Origin of the sequence: Pseudomonas sp. 13159349 (assembly GCF_013305685.1) — a bacterium.
Lineage (GTDB): Bacteria > Pseudomonadota > Gammaproteobacteria > Pseudomonadales > Pseudomonadaceae > Aquipseudomonas > Aquipseudomonas asiatica.
The window spans coordinates 3271620-3297835 of record NZ_CP045553.1 but is presented as its reverse complement, the minus strand read 5'-3'; the positions used below and the strand labels follow the sequence as shown (position 1 = coordinate 3297835).

Genomic DNA, 26216 nt, shown 5'->3' with positions numbered 1-26216 from the left:
TTGAAGAAAAGTACCTCACGCACGGCCAGCGCATTTTTGTGTAGGAGCGGCCTTGTGTCGCGATCGGGCCGCAGAGCGGCCCCAGCTGTTAATGCAGCGCTCCTGAACCCCGGGGGGCGCTGTGCGGCCCGATCGCGACACAAGGCCGCTCCTACAAGGTTGTTACAGGTTTTGTAATAGTTTTGCGCTATTACGGAAAGCTGCTGAGCTTGTAGGATCATTTTCCCAATTTGCTAACAAGGTCTATATGAGCACCTTCGCGGAGCCCCCCAGTCCCCGGTCTTCCCGGCCTTCTTTCACCCGTCCTCGTGACGCTGCCCTCGTGAGTACCCGCTAATGGAATGGCTAGCCGACCCCACGGCCTGGCTGGGCCTGTTGACGCTTATCGTCCTCGAGCTGGTGCTGGGTATCGACAACCTGGTGTTCATCGCCATCCTCGCCGACAAACTGCCGCCGCATCAGCGCGACCGCGCACGGGTCATTGGCCTGAGCCTGGCGTTGATCATGCGCCTTGGCCTGTTGGCCAGTATCTCGTGGATGGTCACCCTGACCGCGCCGTTGTTCGAGTTGTTCGAAAAGAGCTTCTCGGGCCGCGACCTGATCATGCTGTTCGGTGGCGTGTTCCTGCTGTTCAAGGCCACCATGGAGCTGCACGAACGCCTGGAAGGCCACGTGGCCCAGGCCAGCGGCACGGTACGCCACGCTGCGTTCTGGCCGATCGTCGCGCAGATCGTGGTGCTTGATGCGGTGTTCTCGCTGGACGCGGTGATCACCGCGGTTGGCATGGTCGAGCAGTTGTCGGTGATGATGATCGCGGTGATCTTCTCGATCGGCATCATGATCGTTGCCAGCAAGCCGCTGACCCGCTTCGTCAACGCCCACCCCACGGTGATCATGCTGTGCCTGGGCTTCCTGATGATGATCGGCTTCAGCCTCACCGCCGAAGGCCTGGGCTTCCATATCCCCAAAGGCTACCTGTACGCGGCCATCGGCTTCTCGATCCTGATCGAGCTGTTCAACCAGCTGGCCCGTGCCCGCCGCAAGCGCAGCCTGCAGCAGCACCGGCCGCTGCGTGAGCGCACCGCGCATGCCGTGCTGCGCCTGCTGGGTGGCCGCCGGGTCGAGGCTGACGAGGTGGGCGAGGAAATCGCTGACCTGGTCGAAGGCGGTGAGGAGCAGGTGCTGTTCGACCGCCGTGAGCGGGTGATGATCAGTGGCGTGCTGAACCTGGCCGAGCGGCCTATCCGCACGGTGATGACCGCCCGCGCCGAGGTCGATGTGATCGACCTGGCGCAGCCGGCCGACGCCATTGCCCAGGCCCTGGCCAATTCGCCGTACTCGCGCCTGCCGCTGATCCGCGATGGCCGCGTGGACGAGCCACTGGGCTTCGTGCACAAGAAGGAACTGCTCAAGGAGCTGCTGTCGGGCAACCAGCCCGATCTGGAAGGCATGGCCCGAGTACCGCTGAACCTGCTGGAGAGCTTCAGTATCCTCAATGCCCTGGAGCAGATGCGAGGCCAGTCGACGCACATTGCTTTCGTCGTCAACGAGTTCGGTGACTTTACCGGCCTGCTGACCATGACCGATATCCTGGAGTCGATTGCCGGCGAGTTGCCGGATGCCAGCGAGGTCGAAGGCCCGGGCATCGTTCAGGAAGGTGAAGGCTTTGTGGTCAGCGGCGCGTTGAACCTGAGGCAGGTGCAGGCACGTACCGGCTTCTGCGCCCGAGCCACCGAGGACTACCAGACCCTCGCGGGCCTGGTGATGAGCCTGCTCGACCGCCTGCCTATGGTTGGTGACCGCCTGGCCTGGAATGGCTGGACGCTGACCGTGGAGGCGGTCGAGGAGCGGCGGGTGCGTCAGGTTCGGCTTACACCGAACGGCGACGTTGACGCAGCAGGTGCTTGAAACCCTCGATCACCAGTACCAGCACCGCGGCCCAGATCGGAAGGTAGGTCAGCCACTGATCCGGGCCGATGGTTTCGCCCAGCAACAGCGCAACGCCTACCAGCAGCACTGGCTCGACGTAGCTGAGCAGGCCGAACAGGCTGAAAGGCAGCAGGCGGCTGGCCAGCACGTAGGCGATCAGGGCCGAGGCGCTGATCGCCCCGAGGATCGGGATCAACGCATACAGCCCAGGGTGTGCCTGCAGATCCGCAGGGGAAAGCGGGCCCTGGATCACGAAATACAGCGCCCAGGGCAACAGCAGGCACATGTCGCACCACAAACCTCCCAAATGGTCGGTGCGGCAGCGCTTGCGCAACACGAAATAGATCGGGTAGCCGATCGTCACCACCAGGGTTTCCCAGGCGAAACTGCCATGCTGATACAGCTCGTGGCCCACGCCGAGAGCAGCGCAGGCCACGGCCACCTTCTGCAGGCGTGACAGGCGCTCGCCATACACAAGTCGCCCGGTCAGGACCATGGCCAGCGGCAGCAGGAAATAGCCCATCGACACTTCCAGGCTGCGCCCGTGCAGGGGCGCCCAGAGGAACAGCCACAGCTGCACGCCCATCAGCCACGATGTGCCGACCATGCCCAGCAACAGCAGCGGCGTGTGTTTTACCCGGGCGAGCAGTTCGCCCACCCGTTTCCAGTCTTTCGAGACAAGCATGAACAGGGTCAGGCAGGGCAGCGTCAACAGGGTGCGCCAGCCAAAGATCTCCTCGCCATCGAGCGGCGTGAGCAGAGAGGTGTAGAAGTACATCACGGCGAACAGACAGGACGCCATGACCGACGAAAGAATGCCTTTTGACACGAATGCCTCGAATAGGGAATTGAGCAGGTGGATCAGCCGCGCATGATCTCAGGGGGCGCGGCTTGCGGCAACCGCGACGCAGCCGGGCGTGCGGCCAGCGCTTCGAGGAACTGGGCAGCCGGCATGGGCCTGGCGAACAGGTAGCCTTGCTGGAAGTCCACCTCGTGACGGGCCAGGTAGTCGCGCTGGGCTTCTGTTTCCACGCCCTCGGCAACGATGCCCAGGCCCAGCTTGGCCGATAGCTCGATGATGGTCTCGAGGATGTGCACCGACAGCGCATCGCCACCGATCATGGCCACGAAGCTCTGGTCTATCTTCAGGTAATCGACCTTGAACTGGCGCAGGTAGTTGAGGCTTGACTGGCCGGTGCCGAAGTCGTCCAGGGCGATCTTCACACCCATGACGTCGAGCTTCTCGAACAGCTCCAGGGCCACCGGCGTGGGCTCGATCAGCTTGCGCTCGGTCAGCTCCAGGGTCAGCACCACCCGGCCTGGCGGGAAGTGCTGGAGGAAGGTCCGGCAATCGTCCAGCAGGCTGAAGTCGCGGCAGTGGTCGGCGGTGATGTTGATGCCGATATGGAAACCGTCCTCCAGCAGCCCGGCAAAGGGAGCCAGGCTCTGCGCGGTGTGCATCATCAGCGCACGGGTCATGGCGACGATCTGCCCGCTGTGTTCGGCGTAGGGGATGAACAGGTCGGGGCGCACCAGGCCTTCGCGCGGGTGGTTCCAGCGCATCAGCACTTCGGCGCCGGCCCAGCGGTAGTCGCCCTTGCGCACTACCGGCTGGAAGTACGGCAGGAACTCGTCGGCCTCCAGGGCCCGGCGCAGTTCGGCACGGGGCGAGGTGGCGCGGCGAACCTGCCAGCGGCACACCAGGCCGGCCACCGCGCCCAGTATCAGCAGCAGACCGAACAGGGCGGGATAGTGGCTGAGCCACAGCTGGCCCTGCTTGTCGGCGCCGTAGCCGCCATGCACGCTGAACGGGTAACGGGTCGAGCCCAGCTGCACATTCGCGCTGGCCGCGGCAGGGGGCACGCCCTTGTGCACGATGCCATCCTTGCCCAGCCAGGCATCGCCCACGCGGATCTGCAGCTCTTCATCGGGGCCGATCAGGCGCAGCGCCGTCAGCAGGTGTTCACCATCGACCGTACTGATCGCGCCGCGGTCGCCATCGCTGGCCCGATACACCAGCAGCGGGTGGCCAGGGGTGACCGAGTTGCCGTCCATCAGCCACAGCTTGCCGTCGATGTAGTCGCCGGGGTTGACCGGCTCGTCGAATGCGCCGAACAGCGAGGTGCAATAAAGGGCGTTGTGCCGGAACAGGTTGGTCGAGCGCACGAAGGCGTTGCGCGTGACCTGGGCGCGCAGCATGAGCTGGACCTCGTCGCACGGGCTGTCGACAAGCGGCAGCAGAGCATGGGCAGCGCTGGACAGATTGTCGAGAATGCGCTCGACGTGCTCCACCACCTGGCGGGTGGTAGCCTGGCTGCTGGCGTGCATTTCACGCTCGATCTGCCAGTTCATCACGGCCAGGCCGCATGCCACGGGCAGCACGCCGACGACCCAGGGCAACAGGGTGCGCCAGCCGAGGCCGGCGCGGCGTTTGACGGTAAGGGGCATGCTGACCCTGATCTGTATAAAGGATTACGAGAGGATAGCCGCTTGTCGGGACCGGTGAGCAACTAAAGGGCGACAAACCATTTTACGCAATGTAGAATCCATTTACGAATACAACAATAAGGTCCTTCGATGCCGAAGGATCAAGCCCGCCGAGAATGGGTCCATATGACATACCATGGGTTCAAGCTGATAATAGGTGATTTCCTCGCCCGCAGCGTGCGGGGTATCCCGTGCTCCCCGCCGTTTCCGTTCCACATCCCACGCAATCAATAATCTTTCGCTGCAGATGAGGACACGAACATGGCTGATATCTTCGACAATCCGATGGGCCTGATGGGCTTTGAATTCATCGAACTGGCTTCGCCGACCCCTGGCGTGCTCGAGCCGGTATTCCAGATGCTGGGCTTCACCAAGGTCGCTACCCACCGTTCCAAGGATGTGCACCTGTATCGCCAGGGTGACATCAACCTGATCCTGAACAACGAACCCAAGAGCATCGCCTCGTACTTCGCTGCCGAACACGGCCCGTCGGTATGCGGCATGGCGTTCCGCGTGCGCAATGCCCATGAGGCCTATGCCCGCGCCCTGGAACTGGGCGCCCAGCCGGTGGAAATCGAAACCGGCCCGATGGAACTGCGCCTGCCGGCGATCAAGGGCATCGGCGGTGCGCCGTTGTATCTGATCGACCGTTTCGAGGAAGGCAGCTCGATCTACGATATCGACTTCAAGTTCATCGAGGGTGTGGACCGCAACCCGGTGGGTGCCGGCCTGAAGATCATCGACCACCTCACCCACAACGTTTATCGCGGGCGCATGTCGTACTGGGCTGGCTTCTACGAGAAGCTGTTCAACTTCCGCGAAATCCGCTATTTCGACATCAAGGGTGAGTACACCGGCCTGACTTCGCGTGCCATGACTGCACCGGATGGCATGATCCGCATCCCGCTGAACGAAGAATCGTCCAAGGGCTCCGGGCAGATCGAAGAGTTCCTGATGCAGTTCAACGGCGAAGGCATCCAGCACGTCGCCTTCCTGACCGATGACCTGCTCAAGACCTGGGACGCCCTCAAGGGCTTCGGCATGCGCTTCATGACTGCACCGCCGCAAACCTACTACGAGATGCTCGAAGAGCGCCTGCCAGGTCACGGCGAGCCGGTCGACCAGTTGAAAGCACGCGGTATCCTCCTCGATGGTGCCTCCCAGCCTGACGACAAGCGCCTGCTGCTGCAGATCTTCTCCGAGACCCTGCTCGGCCCGGTGTTCTTCGAGTTCATCCAGCGCAAGGGGGATGACGGCTTTGGCGAAGGCAACTTCAAGGCACTGTTCGAATCCATCGAGCGCGACCAGGTACGTCGTGGTGTGCTGAGCACCGAGTAACCCCAGGGTACCGCCGTCACGATTCGATGGCGGCGGTATCAACCCTTCTCTTGCCCGAAATGGTCAGGCCCAGGTACATGATGAACATGCTGGCGACCCCGACCAGTACCAGCGAGGGCAGTACCTGATGCAGGGATAGGCGAAACTCCTGGGTGGCGTATCCTTTGGGGTAACCGCCGATCACCACGTAACTATATTTCTGGGAAACCGATCGCTCGGTGAATTCGACCTGGGAGGGCCGTTGTGCGTCGCGGCTGTCTCCCTCGCTCCAGATATACAGGTCGCTAAATTCCAGAAGCAATGTCAGGCCGTCCTGGAAAGCACGCAGTTCGTCACGCAGCTGCCGACCGTACGCTGTTGCGATTATCCCAGGGTCGCTGTTCGGTCTCTGGACTTTGATGATCGCCGCGTTAGGCGACGATGGAGCGTCGAATGCCAGCTCTGTCTGCCGTCCGGACAGGGCAAAAGCCGAGTTATACGCCAAAGGGTCCATGTCCGTCGCACAATACGCTTGTTGGTCGCGGGTGAGTATCAGTGAACGAAGGTGCGGGCTGTTGGCGACTCTCTGCTCCAGCGTACCAAGTACTTCGTCACAGGGCTTGCCTGCCAATGGCAGGATCAGGTCCAGATCGCCTTCCATGCGGCCCAGTGCCTGGTCGATGCTGAAAATCGCCTCTTGAACAGAAACCTTGGCATTCTCCTCAAGTTTTCTATCCAGTTGATAGTTCATCATCAGTAACCCGGACAGTACCGGTATTGCGCCGATGGACAATATCAACAGTAACTTCCGCCAGTTGATGCCGAGACTCGGTATTGCTGCCATAGGACCGCCGCTCCGTTGAACCTTGCTGTTCGGGTTGAACAGGTCAGCGCTGATCCTATGTGCTTGATGATGCTCCGGCTGTAGGCCAAAAGTGTTGCGGTTTTACAGAAAAGCAGAACTTCGTTGTCAGCCTCGCTTCAGCCTGGCGAGCACTTTTTCGGCCAACTGGGCCGTAGAGGCCGGGTTCTGCCCGGTGATCAGCCGATCATCGGCCACCACGAACGGCTGCCACGGGTCTTCATGCTTGCTGTAGGTACCACCTCGGGCGCCCAGCTCGGTTTCCGTCAGGAAGGGGACCACCTTGTCCAGTTCGACGAGCTTCTCCTCGGTATTGGAGAAGCCGGTCACCTGACGGTCCTTGAGCAACAGGCTGTTGTCGCTGAGCTTGATGTTCAGCAGGCCGACAACGCCATGGCAAACCGCCGCGACAATGCCCTTGTGCTCGTACACCCGGCGGGCCAGCTCTTGCAGCGGCTGGTTGTCGGGAAAGTCATACATCACTCCGTGCCCGCCGGTGTAGTAGATGACGCTGTACTCTTCTGCCTTCACCTGGCCAGGGCTCAAGGTGTTGCCCAGGCGGGTCATGAAGCGCTTGTCGTCATACCACAGCCAGTCCAGGTCGGGGGCCATCTGCAGGCTATGCGGGTCGACAGGGACGTAGCCGCCCAGCGGGCTGACATAATCGACCTCGTAACCGGCTTTTTCGACTTTTTCGACAAAGTGCACCGCTTCCCCCAGCCACAAGCCGGTCGCCCGCTTGAGGGTCGGATACTTGGCTGTATTGGTCAGCACCACCAGCATTTTCTTGCTCATGACCACGCTCCCGTCGGCAACCTGAATGGGCCGTTGCTCCCCCGGCCCGAGGGAAAACCTAATGAGCATAGCTCTCAGGTGCCAGTACGCCATATTGGGTGGCGTGTGTTGTGCTAACGTGAACCACATTCACGCAGCGCCTGTACTTTTTCTGAATCATGCTGGAGTCACGACAGTGGTCACAAATGGTACGCCGCGCGAGCCTGCGTCGATGGTCATCCTGCAGCCGTCTGTGCTGGCACCGGTTGACCTCATGGGCGAACGGATTGCACGGTTCGACTGGGGGCGTACACCGCTCGGGCCGCTGCCGCGCTGGCCGGCTTCGTTGCGCATTGCCGTCGACATGATGCAATTGTCACCGTTTCCGTGTGCCGTGGTCTGGGGACCAGACCTCAGCGTGGTCCACAATGAAGGCTATCGGGCATTGCGGCGGGTTGCCCCGAATGCATTGGGCATGCCCTTCGACGCGCTGTGGAGCGATGAATGGCCGGCGATGGGGCCGTGGGTGTTCAAGGCGCTCGAGGGGCGCTCGAGCTTTGTCGAGGACCCACCACTGCATATTGGCCGCGGCCAAGGCGGGGAGCCGTTGTGGTGTGCGTTCGGCTACACACCGTTGCACGATGAACTGGGCAACGTGGCAGGGTTTCTGCACGCGGTGATCGAAACCACGGCCAGCGTCGAGGCGCATCGCCACTGGCGGGAGCAGGCGCAAGAATTCCAGCGGCAGGTCGAGCGACACCTGGTGGAGCGCGAGCAGTTCTGGCAGCTGTCGCGTGATGCGATGATGACGGTCACTCCCGAGATGAAGGTGTGTGCCGCCAACCCCGCCTGGTATCGCATCCTGGGCTGGTCCGAAGAGCAGGTACTGGGCACTCCGGTGCTGGATCTGGTACATCCGGCAGATCGCGCTGAGGTTGAGGTGGCCGTTTCCGGGTGCCTGCAGTACCGGGATACCGAGCAGATAGAGACGCGCCTGCGCCACCGCGATGGCCATTACCACTGTTTTCGCTGGAGTGCACGGTTCGATGGCAGCCTGCTGACTGCCGTTGGCCGGGATATCACCGGGGAACGTGAGGAGGCTGCTCGTCAATCCGAAGCGCTGATGCGCAACAACGAGCGTCTGGAGGTGGTCGGGCAGTTGGCCGGGGGCATGGGCCATGAACTGAACAACTTGTTGTCCGGCATCGGTGGCAGCCTCGAACTGCTTCAGCGGCGCCTGCAGGAAGGACGGCTGGAGCGGGTGGAGGCGTATGTCGAGGTCGCGCGAGATTCGGTGCAGCGTGCCATGGAGCTGACCCATCGCCTGCTGGCGTTTTCCCGTCATCAACCTTTGGCGCCCAGGCCGCTGGATTTCAACCGGCAATTGCGCTTGAGCGAACCACTGCTGCGGAGCACGCTGGGCGCCGAGATGCGCTTGCACTGGCAGCTGGATGTCACGCCGTGGGCGGTGAACCTTGATATTTCCCAGCTGGAAAATGCCTTGATCAATCTTTGCACCAACGCCCGCGAAGCGTGCCTTGATCGCGGCAATGTCACGCTGCGCAGCATCAACCAGCGGCTGACAAGGTGTTTCCCGGATGAGAGCGGCCTGCCACCAGGCGACTACGTTGCGTTGTATGTGGAGGATGATGGCCATGGCATGCCGGCCGTGGACATTGCCAGGGCCTTTGAACCATTCTTCACCACCAAGCCGGTCGGGCGTGGCTCAGGCCTTGGTTTGTCGATGGTGTATGGGTTTGTCGGCCAGTCGGGGGGCTACGCCTGGATCGAGTCGGCGCCGAACCAGGGCACCAAGGTCTGCATGCTTTTTCCAAGGTGGCATGACCCGGTACCCGAGGCGCCTGCGGTTGTGCACCGGACGCAGCGCATGGCCGGGAGGCAGCGCCTGTTGCTGGTCGATGACGAGCTCGGTTTGCGTGCTGTGATGTGCGAGTACCTGACCGAACGTGGTTTCGAAGTCATTGATGTGGGCGACGCCAATAGCGCACTGGAGCGCTTCCGCCATGACGGCCCGTTCGACCTGGTGATCACCGACATCGGCTTGCCGGGTGGTTTCAGTGGCCGCCAGGTGGCCAAGGCCATGCGCATGCAGCTGCCGTTGCAGAAGATCCTGTTCATTACCGGCTATGCAGGTCAGCCGATCGAAGCGCAGTTGCTCGAGCAGCCGGGCACGGCATTGATGAACAAACCGTTCCCGCTGGCGGACCTGGTGGATGAAGCGCTACGCATGCTCGAGGAGTGAAGCGGTTCAGGGCTTGCCCAGTATCTGGGTCACCTGGGCCTGCAGCTGCTTCAGCTCGAAGGGCTTGCTGATCAGGTGCATCCCCGCCTCCAGGAAGCCCTCGCGGGCCATGGCGGTTTCTGCATAGCCGGTGATGAACAGTACTGGCAAGCGTGGGCGCAGGTTGCGGGCAATCTCGGCCAACTGGCGGCCATTCATGCCGGGCAAGCCGACATCGCTGATCAGCAGATCCACCGGTTGTGTCGAACGCAGTACCTTAAGGCCCTCATTGGCGTCGGCGGCACTGTGGCAGGCGAAGCCATCCTCGCGCAGGGCCTGGCAGAGCAATTGGCGTACATGGGGGTCGTCCTCGACTACCAGCACGTGATGGCCCTGGTAACCTCGCACGGGTTGTACGGGTTTGACCGGTGCCTGGCCCTGGTCGACGTGGCGCGGCAGATAAAGGTCCACCCGGGTCCCTTGGCCGATCTGGCTGTGCAGGGTGACATGTCCTTGGGATTGCTTGCTGAAGCCGTAAACCATCGACAGGCCAAGGCCGATGCCCTGGCCGATCGCCTTGGTGCTGAAGAACGGCTCGAAGGCATGCTCCAGCGTGCTTTGCGCCATGCCCTGGCCGTCATCGATGACTCGCAGGCGTACATAGTCGCCGGCGCACAGGGCACCGCCAGCGAATTGCCCGGCGCCGATGTGCTGGTTACTTGCCTCGATGCGCAGCTGACCGCCATTGGGCATGGCTTCGCAGGCATTGATCAACAGGTTGTCGAGGGCCTCCTGCAACTGTTGGTCATCGGCTTCGACCGACCACAGGTTCTTGGCGATTTGCACCTGCAGGGTCACGGTCGGGGTCACGCAAGCCTTCAGGCGTTTTGCCTGGAGCAGGTCGTGCAGGTCGACCTGCTGGGTGTGCAGCGATTGCCGAGAAGAGAAGGCCAGCAGGCGGTGGGTCAGGCGCGCGGCGCGTGACACCGCCTCGCGGCCCATGCGCAGCACGTTGTCCAGGCCATCGCTGCGACCCTGGCGCAAGCGCCGGTCAATCAGCTCGAAGCTGCCACCAATGCTGGTGAGCAGGTTGTTGAAGTCGTGGGCGACCCCCCCGGCCAGTTGGCCGATGGCCTCCATCTTGCGCGTCTGGTGGCGTACGAACTCGCTGCGTTGCTGCTCTTCGCCGGGAGGTGCGGCCTTGGCGTCAAGGCGTTGCTGCAGGTCTTGCAACTGGTCGCGTGCCAGATACTGCCGACGCCGGTTGCGCAGGGCGGACTGGGTCATGCGCAGCAGCTGGGCGTTTTCGAATGGTGCGACCAGCAGGACCAGGTTGCCCACCGGGAGGTTGGTCGAGCCCTTGGCCGCTTGGCTCCCTTGACCGAGCAGCACGATGGGCAGGTCCGACCAGCACGGTTGCTGGTCGATGAATTCTTGCAGCAATGCACTTGGGCCCTGTTTGAACGCTTGCTCGGCAATGATCGCCAGGCCTGCGCCTTCGGCCAGGCAGGCTTGCAGGTTGGCCAGGTCGACCGCGCACAGGCTGTCGATGCCCGCAGAAGCGAGCAGGCGAGCAGTATCTGCGGCTATTGGCGGGGGCGCCAGGATCAATGCACGTTCGTCCAGCGCCAACGAACTGGCCAAAACGACTCTCCTGCAGGGTGGTCTGATATCCACTGGACCTTGGGCACAGCCCCAGGGTTCAACAAATTTTCGGACGTTGCCTACAGGCCCTGTTGCAGCACGGGGTCGTCCGGGTTCTGCCGCTCCAGTTCGGCCAGCAGTACCTGCACGTTCTGCAACTGGCCGGTTTCCTTCCAGTACTTAATCAGCAACACCCGTGCCCGGCGATTGGCCGGCTGGCGGCTGAGCACGGTTTCCAGTTGCTTTTGCGCGGCGTCGAGTTGTTCCAGTTCATGCAGGGTGACTGCCAGTGTATAGCGGTAGTCGGCGTTGTCCGGGTCCAGCTCGACCGCGCGGGACAAGGCCAGCAAGGCGTATTCGCGCTGCTCGTGGCGGTTCAGCCAGAGCCCCAGTTCGTACTGCAGAAAGGCCGAATCGGGGCTTAGCGCCAGGGCTTTGCCCAGTATCTGACGCGAGGCGTCGTGATGGCCCTGGCGCTCCAGCAGGCGTACCTGGGTCGCCAGTGCGTCGAGGTTGCCTGGCGCTACCGCCAGGGCTCGCTGCAGGGCGGTGTCGGCCAGGGTGTAGTCGTTTTCGTGCAGGTAGAGGCGCGCCAGGTGGACTTGGGCGTCGGCGTCTTCGGGTTGTTGCTCGAGTGCCTGCTGGTATTGCTCCAGGGCGACCTGTAGCGGGCCGAAATAAAGGCCGATGTCATCCGGAGCAAGGCCGAGCAGGGCATCTACCGCGGCAAAGCGCACGCTTTGCTCGTCGTCGTCCAGCAGTGGGCCGAGTACCAGGCTGCGCTGCGCCGCCGGCAGCAGGCGGCGAATACCGGCAATGGCTGCACGGCGCACCTGCGGGTCGGCATGCTCGAGGTCCTGACGGGCGAGTTTCAATGCCTGGGGCGAAGGGTAGTTTGGCAGTTCGGCATACAAGGCGGCACGGCGAATGGGTGGCAGGTCGGTGCGCTGCAGTTGCTGGTACAGCACCCGTGCTGCGCCGGGTTGGCCCTCATGGGCCTGGCGCAGGGCCTTGGCGTAGCTGTGCGCAGGCAGGGTAGGCGGGGCTGGCGGAGCGTCGCGCCACAGGTAGCCGAACAGGGCCGATACCAGGATCAACAGCAGCAGGGCGATCAGGTAGCGGTTGCGTCTGGGCATCGGACGATCCGGGGCGGCGGGAAGGGCAGAGCTTGGGCTAGCCGGGGGGTAAATGCAACCGAGTGAGGGTTGCGTGGTGCCTGCCTCGGGTTCTGCGGTGGGGCATAAATCGAGCGCCGCGCGGGCGGCGCTCGATCTCGACGACAACGATGATGTCGTGGCGAGCCCCCCAAACCCCCCCCAAAAAAACATAAAAAAGCCCCGCGGACCAAGGCCTGCGGGGCAAACGGTTGGGGGAGGGGCCAACCAAAGGAGTCGTTGAAACGGGTGTATCAGCGCGCGCTGGCTACGGTCTCCGGTTGCCAACCGCCGCCCAGGGCCTTGTAGATGGAGACGATGCCCCGGTACAGCTCGACTTCACCCTGGGCCTGCGCATCTTCAGCGCTCAGCCGCTCACGCTCGGCATCGAGCAGCACCAGGTAATCCACCGTACCCTCGCGATAGCGAATCGAGGCCAGTTCCGCCGCCTTGCGGCTGGCGTCGCTCTGGCGCATCAGCGACAACAGCCGCTGTTGGGTCTTGTCGTAGTCGCTGAAGGCGTTGGCCGATTCTTCCAGGGCCAGCAACACCTGCTGTTCATAGTTGGCCAGTGCCCCTTCGGCATCGGCCTTGGCACCGCGCAGTCGGGCGCGCACGCTGCCCAGGTCGAAGGCGGCCCACGTTATGCTCGGGCCCAGCGCCCAGGCATTGGCTGCCGAGGAGCCTATCTGCGAACCACGTGCAGCAGTAAAGCCGAGGAAGCCACTGAGGCTGACGCGTGGGAACAAATCGGCCGTGGCCACGCCAACGTTGGCGGTGGCAGCCGCCAGCTGGCGTTCGGCGCTGCGGATGTCCGGGCGGCGGCGCAGCAGTTCTCCCGGGTCACCCACCGGTAGCGCCTTGGCGATGGCCGGCAGGGCCTTGGGCGACAGGTCGACGCTGAGCGCCTCGGGGCGCTGACCGAGCAGGGTGGCGATGCGATGCCGGGCCCGTGCCTGTTCCGCCTGCAGTTGCGGCACGGTGGCTTCGACCCCGGCCAGGCGCGCGTCGGCCCGCACCACATCAAGGTCGTTGCCCACGCCGGCATCGCGCAGGGTTTCGGTGATGGCCCGCGATTCCTGCTGGGTCTTGAGGTTGGCCAGGGCGATCTTCTCGCGCAACTGCGCGCCACGCAGATGGCCGTAAGCATCCACCAGTTCGGCGATCAGGCTGACCTGCAGCTGCTGCAGGTCGGCCGCGGCTACTGCTTCCTGGGCTTCGCTGGCTTCGATCTGGCGCTGGATGCGGCCGAACAGGTCAAGCTCCCAGGCCATGTCCAGGCCCAGGTCGTAGCGCTCACTGTTTACCCGCTGCGTGGTCTGGCCGGGGATCTGGCCCTTGCCGATGTCGCTGCTGGCGCGGCTGGTGACCACCGGAAACTGATCGTTTTCCGCGTCTTCACGGATCGAACGGGCCGACTTCAGGCGGGCGAAGGCCACGCGCAGGTCACGGTTGCCATCCAGCGAAGCCTGCACCAGCTGGTTCAGCACCGGGTCGTCGAACTGCTTCCACCACAGGCTTTCGAAACGGCTACGGTCGTAGGCCTTGGCCTGTATGTCGCTGGCCAGCTGCGCGGGCTCGGTGGCCGGTGCCTGGTAGTCCGGGCCTACTGCACAGGCCGCCAGGGCGAGCGCCAGCAAGCTCGGGGTCAAGGGTTTGAGCAGGTTCATGCATGGCTCTCCAGCGATTGGGCGCGTTCGGCCTTGCGGGCCTGGCGACGCTCGACGAAACGGCGAATCAGGAAGAAGAACACCGGGGTCAGGAACAGGCCGAACACGGTAACCCCGATCATTCCCGAGAACACCGCCACACCCATGGCATGGCGCATTTCAGAACCTGCACCGGAGCTGAACACCAGTGGAACCACACCCATGATGAAGGCGATCGAGGTCATCAGGATCGGCCGCAGGCGCAGGCGGCAGGCTTCCAGTACCGCAGCCAGCGGGTCGAGCCCCTTGGCCTGTTCGTCCTTGGCGAACTCGACGATCAGGATCGCGTTCTTGCACGCCAGGCCCACCAGTACGATCAGGCCGATCTGGGTGAAGATGTTGTTGTCACCCCCCGACACGATCACCCCGGTGATGGCCGACAACAGGGTCATCGGCACGATCAGGATCACTGCCAGCGGCAGGCTCCAGCTTTCGTACTGGGCGGCAAGCACCAGGAAGGCCAGCAGCACGCACAGCGGGAACACGAACAGCGCGGTATTGCCCGAAAGGATCTGCTGGTAGGTCAGGTCGGTCCACTCGAAGGTCATGCCGTTGGGCAGTTCCTCCTTCAGCAGCTTCTCGATGGCAGCTTCAGCCTGGCCGGAGCTGTAGCCCGGTGCCGCGGCGCCGTTGATCTCGGCGGTGATGAAACCGTTGTAGTGCATCACCCGGTCAGGCCCGGAGGTGTCGCTGACCTTGAGGAAGGTCGCCAGCGGGATCATCTCGCCGAGGTTGTTGCGCACTTTCAGCTGGCCGATCTGCTCGGCATCGAGGCGGAACTGCTGCTCGGCCTGGACGTTGACCTGATAGGTACGGCCAAAGCGGTTGAAGTCGTTGGTGTACAGCGAGCCCAGGTAGACCTGCAGGGTGTCGAAGATGTCGGTGATCGCCACGCCGTGGGTCTTGGCCTTTTCCCGGTCGATGGCGGCATCGACCTGGGGCACGTTGACCTGGTAGCTGGTGAACAGGCCCGCCAGTTCCGGCACGTTGTGGCTCTTGGCGATGATGTTCTGGGTTTCCTTGTACAGCGCCTCGTAGCCCAGGTTGCCACGGTCTTCGATCTGCAGACGGAAGCCGCCGATGGTGCCCAGGCCTTGTACCGGCGGTGGCGGGAAGATCGCGATGTAGGCGTCCTGGATGTCGGCGAACTGGGCATTCAGCGCAGCCGCGATGGCCGCCGCCGACTGGCTCGGGTCCTTGCGCTCGTCGAAGGGCTTGAGCGGGGTGAACACGATGCCGCTGTTCGGGCTATTGGTGAAGCCGTTGATCGACAGGCCTGGGAAGGCTACCGAGTCGGCGACGCCTGGCTGCTTCAGGGCGATTTCGCTCATGCGCTTGATCACCGCTTCGGTGCGATCGAGGCTGGCCGCGTCAGGCAGCTGGGCGAACGCCACCAGGTACTGCTTGTCCTGGGCCGGCACGAAACCGGTCGGGGTGGACGAGAAGCCGAGGTAGGTCAGGCCCATAAGGCCGGCATAGACGAACAGGGCGATGCCGCTGGAGCGGATGACTCGACGCACGCCGCCGACGTAGCGGCTGGAAGCGCGGTCGAAGAAGCGGTTGAACGGGGCGAACAGCCAGCTGCCCAACAGTTTTTCCAGGAACCGCGAGAAACGGTCCTTGGGTGCATGGTGGTCCTTCAGCAGCACGGCAGCCAGGGCCGGCGACAGGGTCAGCGAGTTGAACGCCGAGATCACGGTCGAGATCGCGATGGTCAGGGCGAACTGCTTGTAGAACTGCCCGGTGAGGCCGGAAATGAACGCAGCAGGTACGAACACCGCGCACAGCACCAGGGCGGTGGCGATGATCGGGCCGGTCACTTCGCCCATGGCCTTTTGCGTGGCTTCCAGCGGTTTCAGGCCCAGGCCGATGTTGCGCTCGACGTTTTCCACCACGACGATGGCGTCGTCCACCACGATACCGATGGCCAGGACCAGGCCGAACAATGACAGCGCGTTGAGCGAGAAGCCGAACAGGTGCATCACGGCGAAGGTACCGATCAGCGATACCGGCACGGCCATCAGCGGGATGATCGAGGCACGCCAGGTCTGCAGGAACAGGATGACGACCAGTACGACCAGCACCAGCGCTTCGAACAGGGTATGCACCACGGCCTCGATGGAGCCGCGAACGAACACGGTCGGGTCATAGACGATGCTGTAGTCCATGCCCTCGGGGAAGTCCTTCTTCAGCTCGGCCATTTTCGCCCGCACTTCGTCGGAGATCTCGATGGCGTTGGAGCCTGGGCGCTGGAAGATCGGGATGGCCACCGCCGGCTGGTTGTTCAGCAGCGAACGCAGGGCGTACTGGCTGGAGCCGAGTTCGACCCGGGCGATGTCCTTCAGGCGGGTGATTTCGCCATCGGCACCGGCGCGGATGATGATGTTCTCGAACTCTTCCTCATTGACCAGGCGACCCTGGGTGTTGATCGACAGCTGGAAGCTGGTCGAACCGGGGGCGGGTGGGGCGCCCAGCTGGCCGGCGGCCACCTGGCGGTTCTGCTCGCGGATTGCAGCCACCACATCACTGGCGGTGAGGTTGCGCGAAGCGGTCTTGTTCGGGTCCAGCCACACGCGCAGCGAGTAGTCGCCCATGCCGAACAGCTGCACATCGCCCACACCGCCCAGGCGCGCCAGCTCGTCCTTGATGTTGAGGATGGCGTAGTTGGACAGGTAGAGCATGTCGTAGCGGTTGTCCGGCGAGGTCAGGTGCACGACCATGGTCAGGTCGGGCGAGGCCTTGTCGACCGTGATACCAATGCGGGTCACTTCCTCGGGCAGCTTGGGCTGGGTACGGGTGACGCGGTTCTGCACCTGCACCTGGGCGTTGTCCAGGTCGGTGCCCAGAGCGAAGGTGATGGTCAGCGTCAGCTTGCCGTCAGCGGTGGACTGGGAAGACATGTACAGCATGTTCTCCACGCCGGTAATCGCCTGCTCCAGTGGCGCGGCGACGGTTTCGCCGATGACCTTGGGGTTGGCGCCTGGGAAGTTGGCGCGCACCACCACGGTGGGCGGCACCACTTCGGGGTATTCGCTGATCGGCAGCTGGAACAGCGAGATCGAACCCGCGATCAGCAGCACCAGCGACAGCACCGCGGCGAAGATTGGCCGGGTAATGAAGAATTTCGAGAAGTTCATCGGTGTGGTCCCTTAACCGCGTGGCGCCTGGGCGCTGGCGACTTTCACGTTGTTGCCCGCCACCTTCGGCGCCGGGTTGCTGGCCTCCAGGGCCTGGCGCTGCTGGGCGAGGGCGGCGAGGGTCTGTTCGCTGGCCATCGGTGTCTCTTCCGGGGTGACCGGTGAGCCAGGGCGCACACGCTGCAGGCCCTTGACCACGATGCGGTCGTCCTTGCCCAGGCCGCTGCGCACGATGCGCAGGCCTTCCAGCTTCGGCCCCAGCTCCACGGCGCGGTAGGCGGCCTTGTTGTCCTTGTCCATGACCAGCACGAACTTCTTGCCAAGGTCGGTGCCCACGGCTTCGTCGTTGATCAGCACGGCCTGGTACTGGGCGCTGCCCACCAGCTTCAGGCGTGCATACAGGCCTGGGGTGAACTGGCCGTCGCTGTTGTCGAACACCGCACGGCCACGGATGGTGCCGGTGCGCGGGTTGACCTGGTTGTCGACGAAGTTCATCTGGCCCAGGTGCGGGTTGCCGGTTTCGTTGGTCAGGCCCAGGTACACCGGCGTGCTCTGGCCGCGCTGGCCTTCGCGGGCCAGCTGGGTGTACTTGAGGTACACGCGCTCGTCGGCGTCGAAGTAGGCGTAGACCTTGTCGGTGGAGACCACGCTGGTCAGCGGGGTGACATCGGCGGTGACGATGTTGCCGGCGGTGAACTGGGCGCGGCTGACACGGCCGCTGATGGGCGCGGTGACACGGGTGAAGCTGAGGTTCAGGCGTGCCAGGTCGAGCTGGGCCTGGATCGCGTCGACCCCGGCGCGGGCTTCGGCGGCGGCGCTGCTACGCGATTCGGCCAGTTCTGCGGAAATGGCGTTGCTGTCACGCAGGCGTTCGCCACGGCGGGCTTCGTTGGCGCTGCGAATGGCGGTGGCCTTGGCCTGCTGCAGTTGGGCTTCGAGGCGGCGGACCTCTGCCTGGAACGGGCGTGGGTCGATCTGGAACAGCAGGTCGCCTTTCTTGACCTGGGCGCCTTCGGTGAAGGCCACCAGGTCGATCTGGCCGGACACCCGTGGGCGTACCTCGACGGTTTCCGGGGCTTCGAGGCGGCCGGTGAACTCGTCCCATTCATTGATCGGTTGCTCGATCACCTTGGCCACGCTGACCTTCGGCGCGGTGGGAGCCTGCACTGCGTCTGGGGTTCGGCCACAAGCGCTGATCACCACCACTGCCAAGGCAGCGAGGGGGAAGCGCAAGGGTTTGAATGATTGTTCCATGGAGAACTCCGCCAATGTATTAGTAGTGGGCGGAGTGTGAGTGTCTTGCGCGTGAGGCACGAATCGAACGGGACGAAGGTTATTATCACGATGAATGATATGAGCAGATCATTCATCGATTGCAGACATGGCCAGCTCGGTCGTGGGCTTTCATCCTGGGCCTGGGATTTCAGTGAATGCTCGAGGCCAGTTCGAAGATCGGCATGTACATCAGGATCACGATCAGGCCGATCAGCAGGCCGATGAAGGTCATCAGCAGCGGTTCGAACAGCTTGACGAACCATTCCACCCAGCGGCCGATTTCCTGGTCATGGAAGTCGGCGCAGCGCTCCAGCATCTCGCCCAGGTTGCCGGACTGCTCGCCGGCGCGCAGCAGGCGCAACGATACCGGCGTCACCAGTTGCCCGGCCTCCAGTGCATCGGACAGCGGCAACCCTTCGGCGACCCGCTGGCTGGCGTGCTCCAGGCCCTCGGCCGCCGCGCTGCCGAGCAGGCCGCGGGCCATGCCCATGGCGGTGAGGATGGGGATACCGCCTTGCAGCAGGATGCCCAATGAGCGATAGAAGCGCGCCAGTTCGTACATCATCAGGCGTTGGTGAAGTGCCGGCAGGCGCCGCAGCTGGCAGGCTGCCCAGCGCCGTACCCATGGCTGGCGGCGCAGCAGCCACAGCGCAGTGGCCGCACCGAGGGCGCCCAATGCCAGCGGTAGTTGCTGGGCATGCAGGAACAGCCCGATCTGCATCAGCAGCCGAGACAGCCAGGGCAACTCGGTGCCCATGCCCTCGAACACCTGGCTGAAACGCGGCACCACGTAGCCAAGCAGGAACAGCACCACGCCACCGCCCACCAGCAATAGCAGCATCGGGTAGACCGAGGCACCCACCAGCTTCTGCCGGACCAGGTCCAGGCGCTGGCGGTAGCTTATGTAGCGGGCGAGGGCGTCGCCGAGCGCGCCGGTACGCTCGCTGGACTGCACCAGCGCCACGTATAACGGCGGGAACACCCGTGGCTGTTGGCCCAGGGCCTGGGACAGCGAGCGGCCTTCGTACAGTTGGCGGACCAGTTCGGCGAGCACTTTGCGCGCTGCGGCTGCGGGGGCCTTTTCCGCCAGGCTTTCCAGCGCGTCGATCAGCGGCAGGCCGGCGTTGAGCAGGGTCGAAAGTTCCTGGCTGAACAGCACCAGGTCAAAGCTTGCTTCGCGGCGCCAGGCCATGCCGCGCAAGGCGCTGCCGTGGCCACGCAGGCTGAGCACGCGCAAGCCCTGGTCCTCGACCTGGCGGCGGGCCTGGTCGGCGTCCTCGGCGTCGATCTGCAACTGCACCACACCCTGCCTGCCCAGGGCCTTGAGGCTGTAGCGCATGGCCGTTCTCCCTACTGCCAACTGGTGATTTCGGCGTTTTCCCCGTCGCCACCGGGCTGGCCGTCCTTGCCCATCGACAGCAGGTCGTACTCGCCGCCGTTCTCGCCGGGTTGCCGGTAGATGTATGCGCGGCCCCACGGGTCTTGCGGCACGGCCTTCTGCAGGTACGGGCCGGTCCAGCGCGCTTCGCCATTGGGGGCGACCACCAGGGCCTGCAGGCCCTGCTCACTGCTGGGGTAGTGGCCGACTTCCAGGCGGTACAGGTCCAGGGCCTTGCTCAGCCCCTCTATCTGCGCCCGCGCCACCTTGGCTTCGGAGCGGCCGAGCTGGCTGAAGTACTTGGGCGCGACGATACCGGCCAACAGGCCGAGCACCACCAGCACCACCAAAAGTTCGAGCAGGGTGAAGCCACGTTGAGGGTTGGATCTGCGCTGCATGGTGAAGCCCTCCGCTGCATGGGGACAAGCTTTTGCAGGCTCCATGCAACAGCCGTGCACGCCTGCGCTGGCGCCTTGCACCATGCGGCACGCGAAGCGGCACAGTGCTTGCGTCGTGGTCATCGACCCCGGGTTTTCCGGGGTATATCCCCCAACATCGGGGGAGACCACGAAGAGGCGACCGACATGCGTGGACTCATTCTCGGTTTGATCTGGCTGGTGGCAGGTGCTGCCCAGGCCGATGTGTACATTTCCATCGACGCCAAAGGCAGCTACATACTGACCAACGTCCATCGACCCGGGCGCCTCTATGAAACGGTGATCAGCGAGCCTAAGGCCCAGGCCGGCCCGGCCAACGCGCAGCTCATCACCGGCCGCCCCTACGCCAAGCTGGTCGCCGCCGCGGCGCGCACCCACGACGTTCCCCCGGCGTTGCTGCATGCGGTGATCAAGGCCGAGTCCGGTTACAACCCCAAGGCGCGTTCGCCAGCGGGCGCGGTGGGGCTGATGCAATTGATGCCGGATACTGCCCGCGAGATGGGCGTGGAAAACCGCCTGGACCCGGAAGACAACGTGCAGGGAGGGGCCCGCTACCTCAAGCGCATGCTCAATTTGTTCGACAATGACATCACCCTGGCCGTGGCGGCGTACAACGCCGGCCCCGAAGCAGTGTTGCGCCGTGGTGCGGTACCGCCGTTCGCCGAGACCCGACGCTATGTGCCCAACGTGCTGCGGGAGTACCGCCGCTTGCAGGGGTTGACGGGTGAGTAGCCTTTGCAACTTTCATTGTGGGAGATTGCCCATCCCTTTTGGGCTGCGCTGTAGCGCAGAGAACAAATATCGCTCGTCTGACGCGTCCTTTGTAGGAGCAGCCTTGTGCTGCGAAGAGGCCGGTACAAGCAATAGACAGGCTTTGTCAGTACCGGCCTCTTCGCAGCACAAGGCTGCTCCTACAGAACCTCGCCGAACCAATGAGTCATGTATTGTTCTATGAGAGCCGGCATCTGCAGGCGCCCCTCGGCAAGGACAGAAACAATACCCTTCGGCGGATGCCACCAAGCTGACCCGATGGTTTCCCCAACTCTGGGCTATAACCTTCTGAAGGTGCCCAGTTGTGGAGTCCGCCATGGACATCGCCCCTTGTTCCGACGTTATTGAAGGACCCGCCGGTAACGAACTGGCCACCCGACGCAAGCCGTTCAATCTGCTGCGCTGGTACGCCTGGGTCAGCCTGGCCATCATCCTCTCGGTAGCGGTCGGGCTGGGGTTGATTTCCAGCCGCTTCATCGTCGACGAGAGCATCGAGCGCGATGCCTTGCTCACCGCGCAGTTCATCACCTCCATCGCCGATGCCGAAGTGCGCCATGTGTCGATCCCTAATGTGCGCACCATGGGTGAACTGCTTGACCCGCGCATCGACCGCGCCAACCTGCTCGATGTCGACCCGGACGCCCGGCGCAGGGCGCGTGGCGAGTTCCTGGACCACATTGCGCACCTGCCCGACATGCTGCTGGCCAACATCTATGCCCCGGACCGTACGGTGATCTGGTCCAGCAACCCGGCCCTGGTCGGCAAGCTGATCGAAGGCGACGAGGACCTGGAGCAGGCTTTCGAGTACAAGATGCGAGTCTCGGCCAGTTACCACAACTTCGACCAGGCCCGCGTCGAGCAGAAGTTCGTCATCCCACCCGAGCAGTTGTTCATCGAAAACTATATTCCGCTGTTCGATGCCGATGGCGAGCAGGTCACGGCGATGGTCGAGATCTACAAGGAGCCCCATGACCTGATCGTGCGCATCGAGCATGGGCTGATCCTGATCTGGCTGGCGATCACCATCGGTGCCGCGCTGGTCTACGTAGGCCTGTACGGCATCATGCACCGCGCCGCGCGCCTGCTGGCGGTGCAGCAGAAGCGGCTGATCAGCAACGAAACCTACGTGGCGCTGGGCGAGGTGTCCTCGGCGGTGGCCCATAGCCTGCGCAACCCGCTGGCCAGCATCCGTTCCAGTGCCGAGTTGGCCCAGGCGTTCGACGATGGCCCGGCGCAGCGCAACGTCAACGACATCATCAGCCAGGTCGACCGCATGTCGCAGTGGATCCGCCAGATGTTGCAGTCCTTGCGCCCGCTCAACGATGAGGCCGTGGCGGTGGATTTGCCGCTGGCATTGCAGGAAAGCCTGCAGACCTACGCAGTGCCGCTGGCGCGCGGCGGAGTGAGCCTTGACCTGCAACCGATACCGGCAGTGCAGGTGCTGGGGCATCCGGTGTTACTGCGGCAGATCTTCAGCAGCCTGATCGCCAACGCGCTGGAGTCGATGGAGCAGGGTGGGCGGTTGCGTGTCGAGGTGGTGCGTCATGACCGGCGTAACCTGACCCTGCGCCTGTCCGACAACGGCAAAGGCATGACCGAACAGCAGCAGCGCATGGCCTTCCGGCCTTTCTTCACCACCAAGCAGGGTGGGTTGGGCGTGGGCATGGTGTTGGTGAAACGCATCATGGAACGCTTCGGGGGCAGTGTCCGCCTCAGCAGCAGTGAAGGCCATGGCACCCGGGTTTCGCTGAGTTTCCGACTGGTCAAGGGCTCCTGACTTACATTAATAAATGCTCGTATCTCATTGTTTATAAAGGATTTAAAGTTTTTTGGGTGAATACCCCCAAACGTGGGGGATAGACCTCCAAGTTAATTTAAGATGTGTATGCAAGCTATTGATAATCAAGGATAAAGTTAATCGGCATGGTGGCTGGCTGGGTTCTTGCAATGTGACAGGCAGAGCGCAACACACGACAAATGGCGGCTGCGGCTGCACGGGTGGAGTGCTATCAATTGGCTACTATTTGTCGCCTTGATGCATTTCTGAATGGACGCCCTGGGCGGGAAGCACGCGATGCAGATGCTGGATAAAGAAGTTCCTGACAAGGCCAGTACTACCGCCAACGGTGTGGCCGTGCCATTGCGCGAATTCAACCTGCTGCGCTGGTTTTCGGTCATAAGCCTGCTGATCATCGCCTCGGTGGCGGGCGGGCTGGGTTATGTGTCGACGCGTTTCGTGGTGCGCGACAGCGTCGAGCGCGATGCCATGCTCACCGCCCAGTTCATCCAGGCCATGGCCCAGGCCGAAGTACGTCATTCGCAGTTGCCGCCGGGCACCACCATGGGCGAGTTGCTTGACCCGCGCCTGGACCAGCAGCACTTGCAGTTCAACCCGGAGCTGGCCGAATCGACCCGGGTCGAGTTCCTCGACCATGTGGAGCACCTGCCGGACACCTTGCTGGCCAACGTCTATGCCCGCGACCGCACCATTGTCTGGTCGACCAACCGGGAGCTGATCGGCAAGCGAATCGAGGCCGATGGTGACCTGGACCGCGCCTTCCGCTCGCGCAAGACGGTATCGGCCAGCTACCACCAGGCCGAGGATGACCGCGAAGAGCAGAAGTTCCAGCGTGAACCGCGCTTCCTGTTCATCGAGAACTACATCCCGCTGTTCGACAGCCAGGGCGAACAGGTGCTGGCCATGGTGGAAGTCTACAAGGAGCCGCAGGACCTGGTGTGGCGCATCCAGCGCGGTTATGTGCTGATCTGGGCTTCTACCCTGGTGGGCGGGGCGCTGGTCTACTTCGGCCTGTTCTGGATCGTGCGCCGCGCCGCGCAGCTGCTGCACCTGCAGCAGGACCGGCTGGTGGCCAGTGAAACCTATGTGGCCCTGGGCGAGATGTCTTCGGCCGTGGCGCATAGCTTGCGCAACCCGCTGGCCAACATTCGCTCCAGCGCCGAACTGGCTCAGGAAATCGCCAACCCCGCGTCGCAGAAGAACATCACCGACATCATCAGCCAGGTCGACCGCATGTCGCGCTGGGTGCGTGACCTGCTGGTGTCGCTGCGCCCGACCAGTGACGATGCCGAGGCCGTGGACCTGGTGACGGCCATCGAGGACACCCACCTGGCCTTCGCCCAGCAGATCGAACGCAACGGTGTGCACTTCTGCTACGAAGGCCCCCGGTCACAATGGGTGGCCAGCCAGCCGCTACAGCTCACGCAGATTCTCAACACCCTGTTCTCCAATGCCCTGGAAGCCATGCCTGAAGGTGGCATGCTGTGCGCCCAGGTCAATGTGCAGGATGGGCAGCGTGCAGAGTTCGTCCTTAGCGACACCGGCAAGGGCATGAGCCAACAGCAGGAGCGGATGGTGTTCAAGCCGTTCTACACCACCAAGCAGGGCGGCCTGGGTGTTGGCCTGGCCCTGGTCAAACGCATCATGGAGCGTTTTGGCGGCTCGGTCAGCCTGAGCAGCCGCGAAGAGGAAGGAACCCGCGTCAGCCTCACATTCAATATCGCAGCGGGAGGGGACCATGGAGCACAGCATCCTGGTAGTCGAGGATGATGAAATTCTCGCCGACAATATTCGCACCTACCTCGGCCTCAAGGGCTTCGAGGTCACCGTGTGCCACAGCGCGGAGCTGGCGCTGGAGCAGATAAAGCGGGGCCAGCCCGATGCGGTGCTGACCGACAACTCGCTGCCGGGCATGAGCGGGCACGACCTGCTGCGTACCTTGGTGGCGCAGGTGCCGGACCTGAAAGTGATCATGATGACCGGCTATGGCAACGTGGAAGATGCCGTGCAGGCAATGAAGGAGGGCGCCTTCCATTACCTGACCAAGCCCGTGGTGCTGGCCGAGCTCAAGCTGACCCTGGATAAGGCGCTGGCTGCCGAGCGCATGGAGCGCACGTTGTCGTTCTACCAGGAGCGCGAGGCGCAGAAGTCCGGGTTGCAGGCATTGATCGGTGAATCACCGGCGATGCTCACCCTCAAGCACACCCTGCGCCAAGTGCTGGATGCAGAACGGCGCATGGCCAGCGACGACCTGCCACCGGTGCTGATCGAAGGCGAGACCGGTACCGGCAAGGAGCTGGTGGCCCGCGCCCTGCATTTCGATGGTTCGCGCAGCAAGGGGCCGTTCATCGAGTTCAACTGCGCCTCGATCCCGGCCAACCTGCTGGAGGCCGAGCTGTTTGGCCACGAGAAGGGCGCCTTTACCGATGCCAAGGAGCGCAGGGTGGGCCTGGTGGAGGCTGCCGATGGGGGCACCTTGTTCCTCGACGAGATTGGCGAGATGGACCTGGTGCTCCAGGCCAAGCTGCTGAAGTTGCTGGAAGACCGCAGTATCCGCCGGATCGGCGCGGTGAAGGAGCGCAAGGTCGACCTGCGGGTGATCAGCGCTACCAACTGCAACCTGGAGCAGATGGTGCAGCAGGGCAAGTTCCGCCGCGACCTGTTCTTCCGCCTGCGTATCATTGCCCTGAAGGTGCCGCGCTTGTATGCCCGCGGGCAGGACGTGCTGCTGCTGGCGCGGCATTTCCTGGCCCATCATGGCCGGCGTTATGGCAAGCCGAACCTGCGTTTTTCCGCCGAGGCGGAAAGCCTGATGCTCGGTTACAGCTGGCCAGGCAACGTGCGCGAACTGCGCAACATGCTGGAGCAGACCGTGCTGCTGGCGCCGAACGAGGTGGTGCAGGCGCACCAGCTCAACCTGTGCATGACATTGATCGACGAGCCGCTGGTGCAGCAGGCGGCGCCTGCGGTGTTCGAAATGCCTCGGCACGAACCGGAGCCCGGCACCAGCCTGCCGGACATGGAACGTGACCTGGTATGCAAGACCCTGGACCGCACCGACTGGAACGTGACCAAGTCGGCGCGCATGCTCGGGCTGTCGCGGGACATGCTGCGGTACCGGATCGAGAAGCTGGGGCTGACCAGGCCGGACAAGCGCCAGTGGTGAGCAAGGGGCTTGCGGGAGCGGTATTGCCTCGAGGTTGTCGCTGTACCTGTAGGAGCGGCCTTGTGTCGCGAAAGGGCTGCAAAGCAGCCCCAGCAATTTCAACTGTTGCGCATCAATCCTGGGGCCGCGTTGCGGC

The 26216-nt window shown here is 63.3% G+C and carries 18 protein-coding genes; 7 read left to right on the top strand and 11 right to left on the bottom strand.

Annotated features, from left to right (window positions below; translation table 11 throughout):
* The first annotated feature begins 336 nt into the window (after positions 1 to 336).
* Positions 337 to 1908: a TerC family protein gene (locus tag GEV38_RS15400; RefSeq protein ID WP_054572561.1), complete on the top strand. Its 1572-nt coding sequence runs from the start codon at positions 337 to 339 to the stop codon at positions 1906 to 1908.
* Here GEV38_RS15400 and rarD read toward each other — a convergent pair.
* Together rarD and GEV38_RS15390 are read right to left on the bottom strand one after the other, a co-directional pair.
* Complete coding sequence (rarD, locus tag GEV38_RS15395) at positions 1871 to 2758, bottom strand: EamA family transporter RarD (RefSeq protein ID WP_015270549.1); 888 nt, start codon at positions 2756 to 2758, stop codon at positions 1871 to 1873. The two genes, GEV38_RS15400 and rarD, sit on opposite strands and share 38 nt — an antisense overlap.
* A 32-nt stretch (positions 2759 to 2790) precedes the next feature.
* A complete protein-coding gene (locus tag GEV38_RS15390; RefSeq protein WP_015270548.1) occupies positions 2791 to 4377 on the bottom strand; it encodes a cyclic diguanylate phosphodiesterase in 1587 nt (528 codons plus the stop codon).
* Positions 4378 to 4677: 300 nt separating this feature from the next.
* Here GEV38_RS15390 and hppD point away from each other — a divergent pair, with 300 nt between their 5' ends.
* Positions 4678 to 5754 (top strand): 4-hydroxyphenylpyruvate dioxygenase, encoded by a 1077-nt coding sequence (gene hppD / locus GEV38_RS15385; protein ID WP_013972820.1) that lies wholly within the window; start codon positions 4678 to 4680, stop codon positions 5752 to 5754.
* 16 nt (positions 5755 to 5770) lie between these two features.
* Here hppD and GEV38_RS15380 read toward each other — a convergent pair whose 3' ends face one another.
* Positions 5771 to 6577, bottom strand: coding sequence for a CSS-motif domain-containing protein (locus tag GEV38_RS15380; protein ID WP_054572560.1), 807 nt, complete (start codon positions 6575 to 6577; stop codon positions 5771 to 5773).
* A 126-nt stretch (positions 6578 to 6703) separates the two neighbouring features.
* A complete protein-coding gene (locus GEV38_RS15375) occupies positions 6704 to 7390 on the bottom strand; it encodes a type 1 glutamine amidotransferase domain-containing protein (protein WP_015270546.1) in 687 nt (228 codons plus the stop codon).
* Positions 7391 to 7601: 211 nt separating this feature from the next.
* On the opposite strand from GEV38_RS15375, the gene GEV38_RS15370 reads away from it, so the two are divergent.
* On the top strand, positions 7602 to 9632 hold the full coding sequence (locus tag GEV38_RS15370; protein ID WP_081013951.1) for a PAS domain-containing sensor histidine kinase: 2031 nt from the start codon (positions 7602 to 7604) through the stop codon (positions 9630 to 9632).
* Between the two features lie 6 nt (positions 9633 to 9638).
* Here GEV38_RS15370 and GEV38_RS15365 read toward each other — a convergent pair whose 3' ends face one another.
* From GEV38_RS15365 to gspG, 7 genes are all read right to left on the bottom strand, one after another.
* Positions 9639 to 11255: a response regulator gene (locus GEV38_RS15365; RefSeq protein ID WP_015270544.1), complete on the bottom strand. Its 1617-nt coding sequence runs from the start codon at positions 11253 to 11255 to the stop codon at positions 9639 to 9641.
* Between the two features lie 80 nt (positions 11256 to 11335).
* Positions 11336 to 12391 (bottom strand): tetratricopeptide repeat protein, encoded by a 1056-nt coding sequence (locus tag GEV38_RS15360; RefSeq protein ID WP_015270543.1) that lies wholly within the window; start codon positions 12389 to 12391, stop codon positions 11336 to 11338.
* A 272-nt stretch (positions 12392 to 12663) separates the two neighbouring features.
* Complete coding sequence (locus GEV38_RS15355; RefSeq protein WP_054572558.1) at positions 12664 to 14079, bottom strand: efflux transporter outer membrane subunit; 1416 nt, start codon at positions 14077 to 14079, stop codon at positions 12664 to 12666.
* Complete coding sequence (locus GEV38_RS15350) at positions 14076 to 17255, bottom strand: efflux RND transporter permease subunit (RefSeq protein WP_039614707.1); 3180 nt, start codon at positions 17253 to 17255, stop codon at positions 14076 to 14078. The genes GEV38_RS15355 and GEV38_RS15350 overlap by 4 nt, the downstream gene beginning before the upstream one ends.
* A gap of 12 nt (positions 17256 to 17267) precedes the next feature.
* Positions 17268 to 18509 (bottom strand): multidrug efflux RND transporter periplasmic adaptor subunit MexE, encoded by a 1242-nt coding sequence (gene mexE, locus GEV38_RS15345; protein ID WP_015270540.1) that lies wholly within the window; start codon positions 18507 to 18509, stop codon positions 17268 to 17270.
* Positions 18510 to 18678: 169 nt separating this feature from the next.
* Entirely contained in the window at positions 18679 to 19869 is a 1191-nt protein-coding gene (locus GEV38_RS15340; protein WP_015270539.1) for a type II secretion system F family protein, read from the bottom strand.
* Positions 19870 to 19880: 11 nt separating this feature from the next.
* A complete protein-coding gene (gene gspG / locus GEV38_RS15335) occupies positions 19881 to 20306 on the bottom strand; it encodes a type II secretion system major pseudopilin GspG (RefSeq protein WP_015270538.1) in 426 nt (141 codons plus the stop codon).
* A gap of 186 nt (positions 20307 to 20492) precedes the next feature.
* On the opposite strand from gspG, the gene GEV38_RS15330 reads away from it, so the two are divergent.
* The 4 genes from GEV38_RS15330 to GEV38_RS15315 all read left to right on the top strand — a co-directional run bounded on the left by GEV38_RS15330 (position 20493) and on the right by GEV38_RS15315 (position 26080).
* Positions 20493 to 21077 (top strand): lytic transglycosylase domain-containing protein, encoded by a 585-nt coding sequence (locus GEV38_RS15330; protein ID WP_015270537.1) that lies wholly within the window; start codon positions 20493 to 20495, stop codon positions 21075 to 21077.
* A gap of 355 nt (positions 21078 to 21432) precedes the next feature.
* Positions 21433 to 22893: a HAMP domain-containing sensor histidine kinase gene (locus tag GEV38_RS15325; protein ID WP_054572868.1), complete on the top strand. Its 1461-nt coding sequence runs from the start codon at positions 21433 to 21435 to the stop codon at positions 22891 to 22893.
* Between the two features lie 297 nt (positions 22894 to 23190).
* Positions 23191 to 24684 carry a HAMP domain-containing sensor histidine kinase gene (locus tag GEV38_RS15320; protein WP_054572881.1) on the top strand — a complete coding sequence of 498 codons (1494 nt, stop codon included), beginning with the start codon at positions 23191 to 23193 and terminating at the stop codon, positions 24682 to 24684.
* Positions 24653 to 26080, top strand: a complete 1428-nt coding sequence (locus GEV38_RS15315; RefSeq protein WP_015270534.1) for a sigma-54 dependent transcriptional regulator — start codon at positions 24653 to 24655, stop codon at positions 26078 to 26080. Before GEV38_RS15320 ends, GEV38_RS15315 begins: the two co-directional genes overlap by 32 nt.
* The last annotated feature ends 136 nt before the right edge of the window (positions 26081 to 26216 follow it).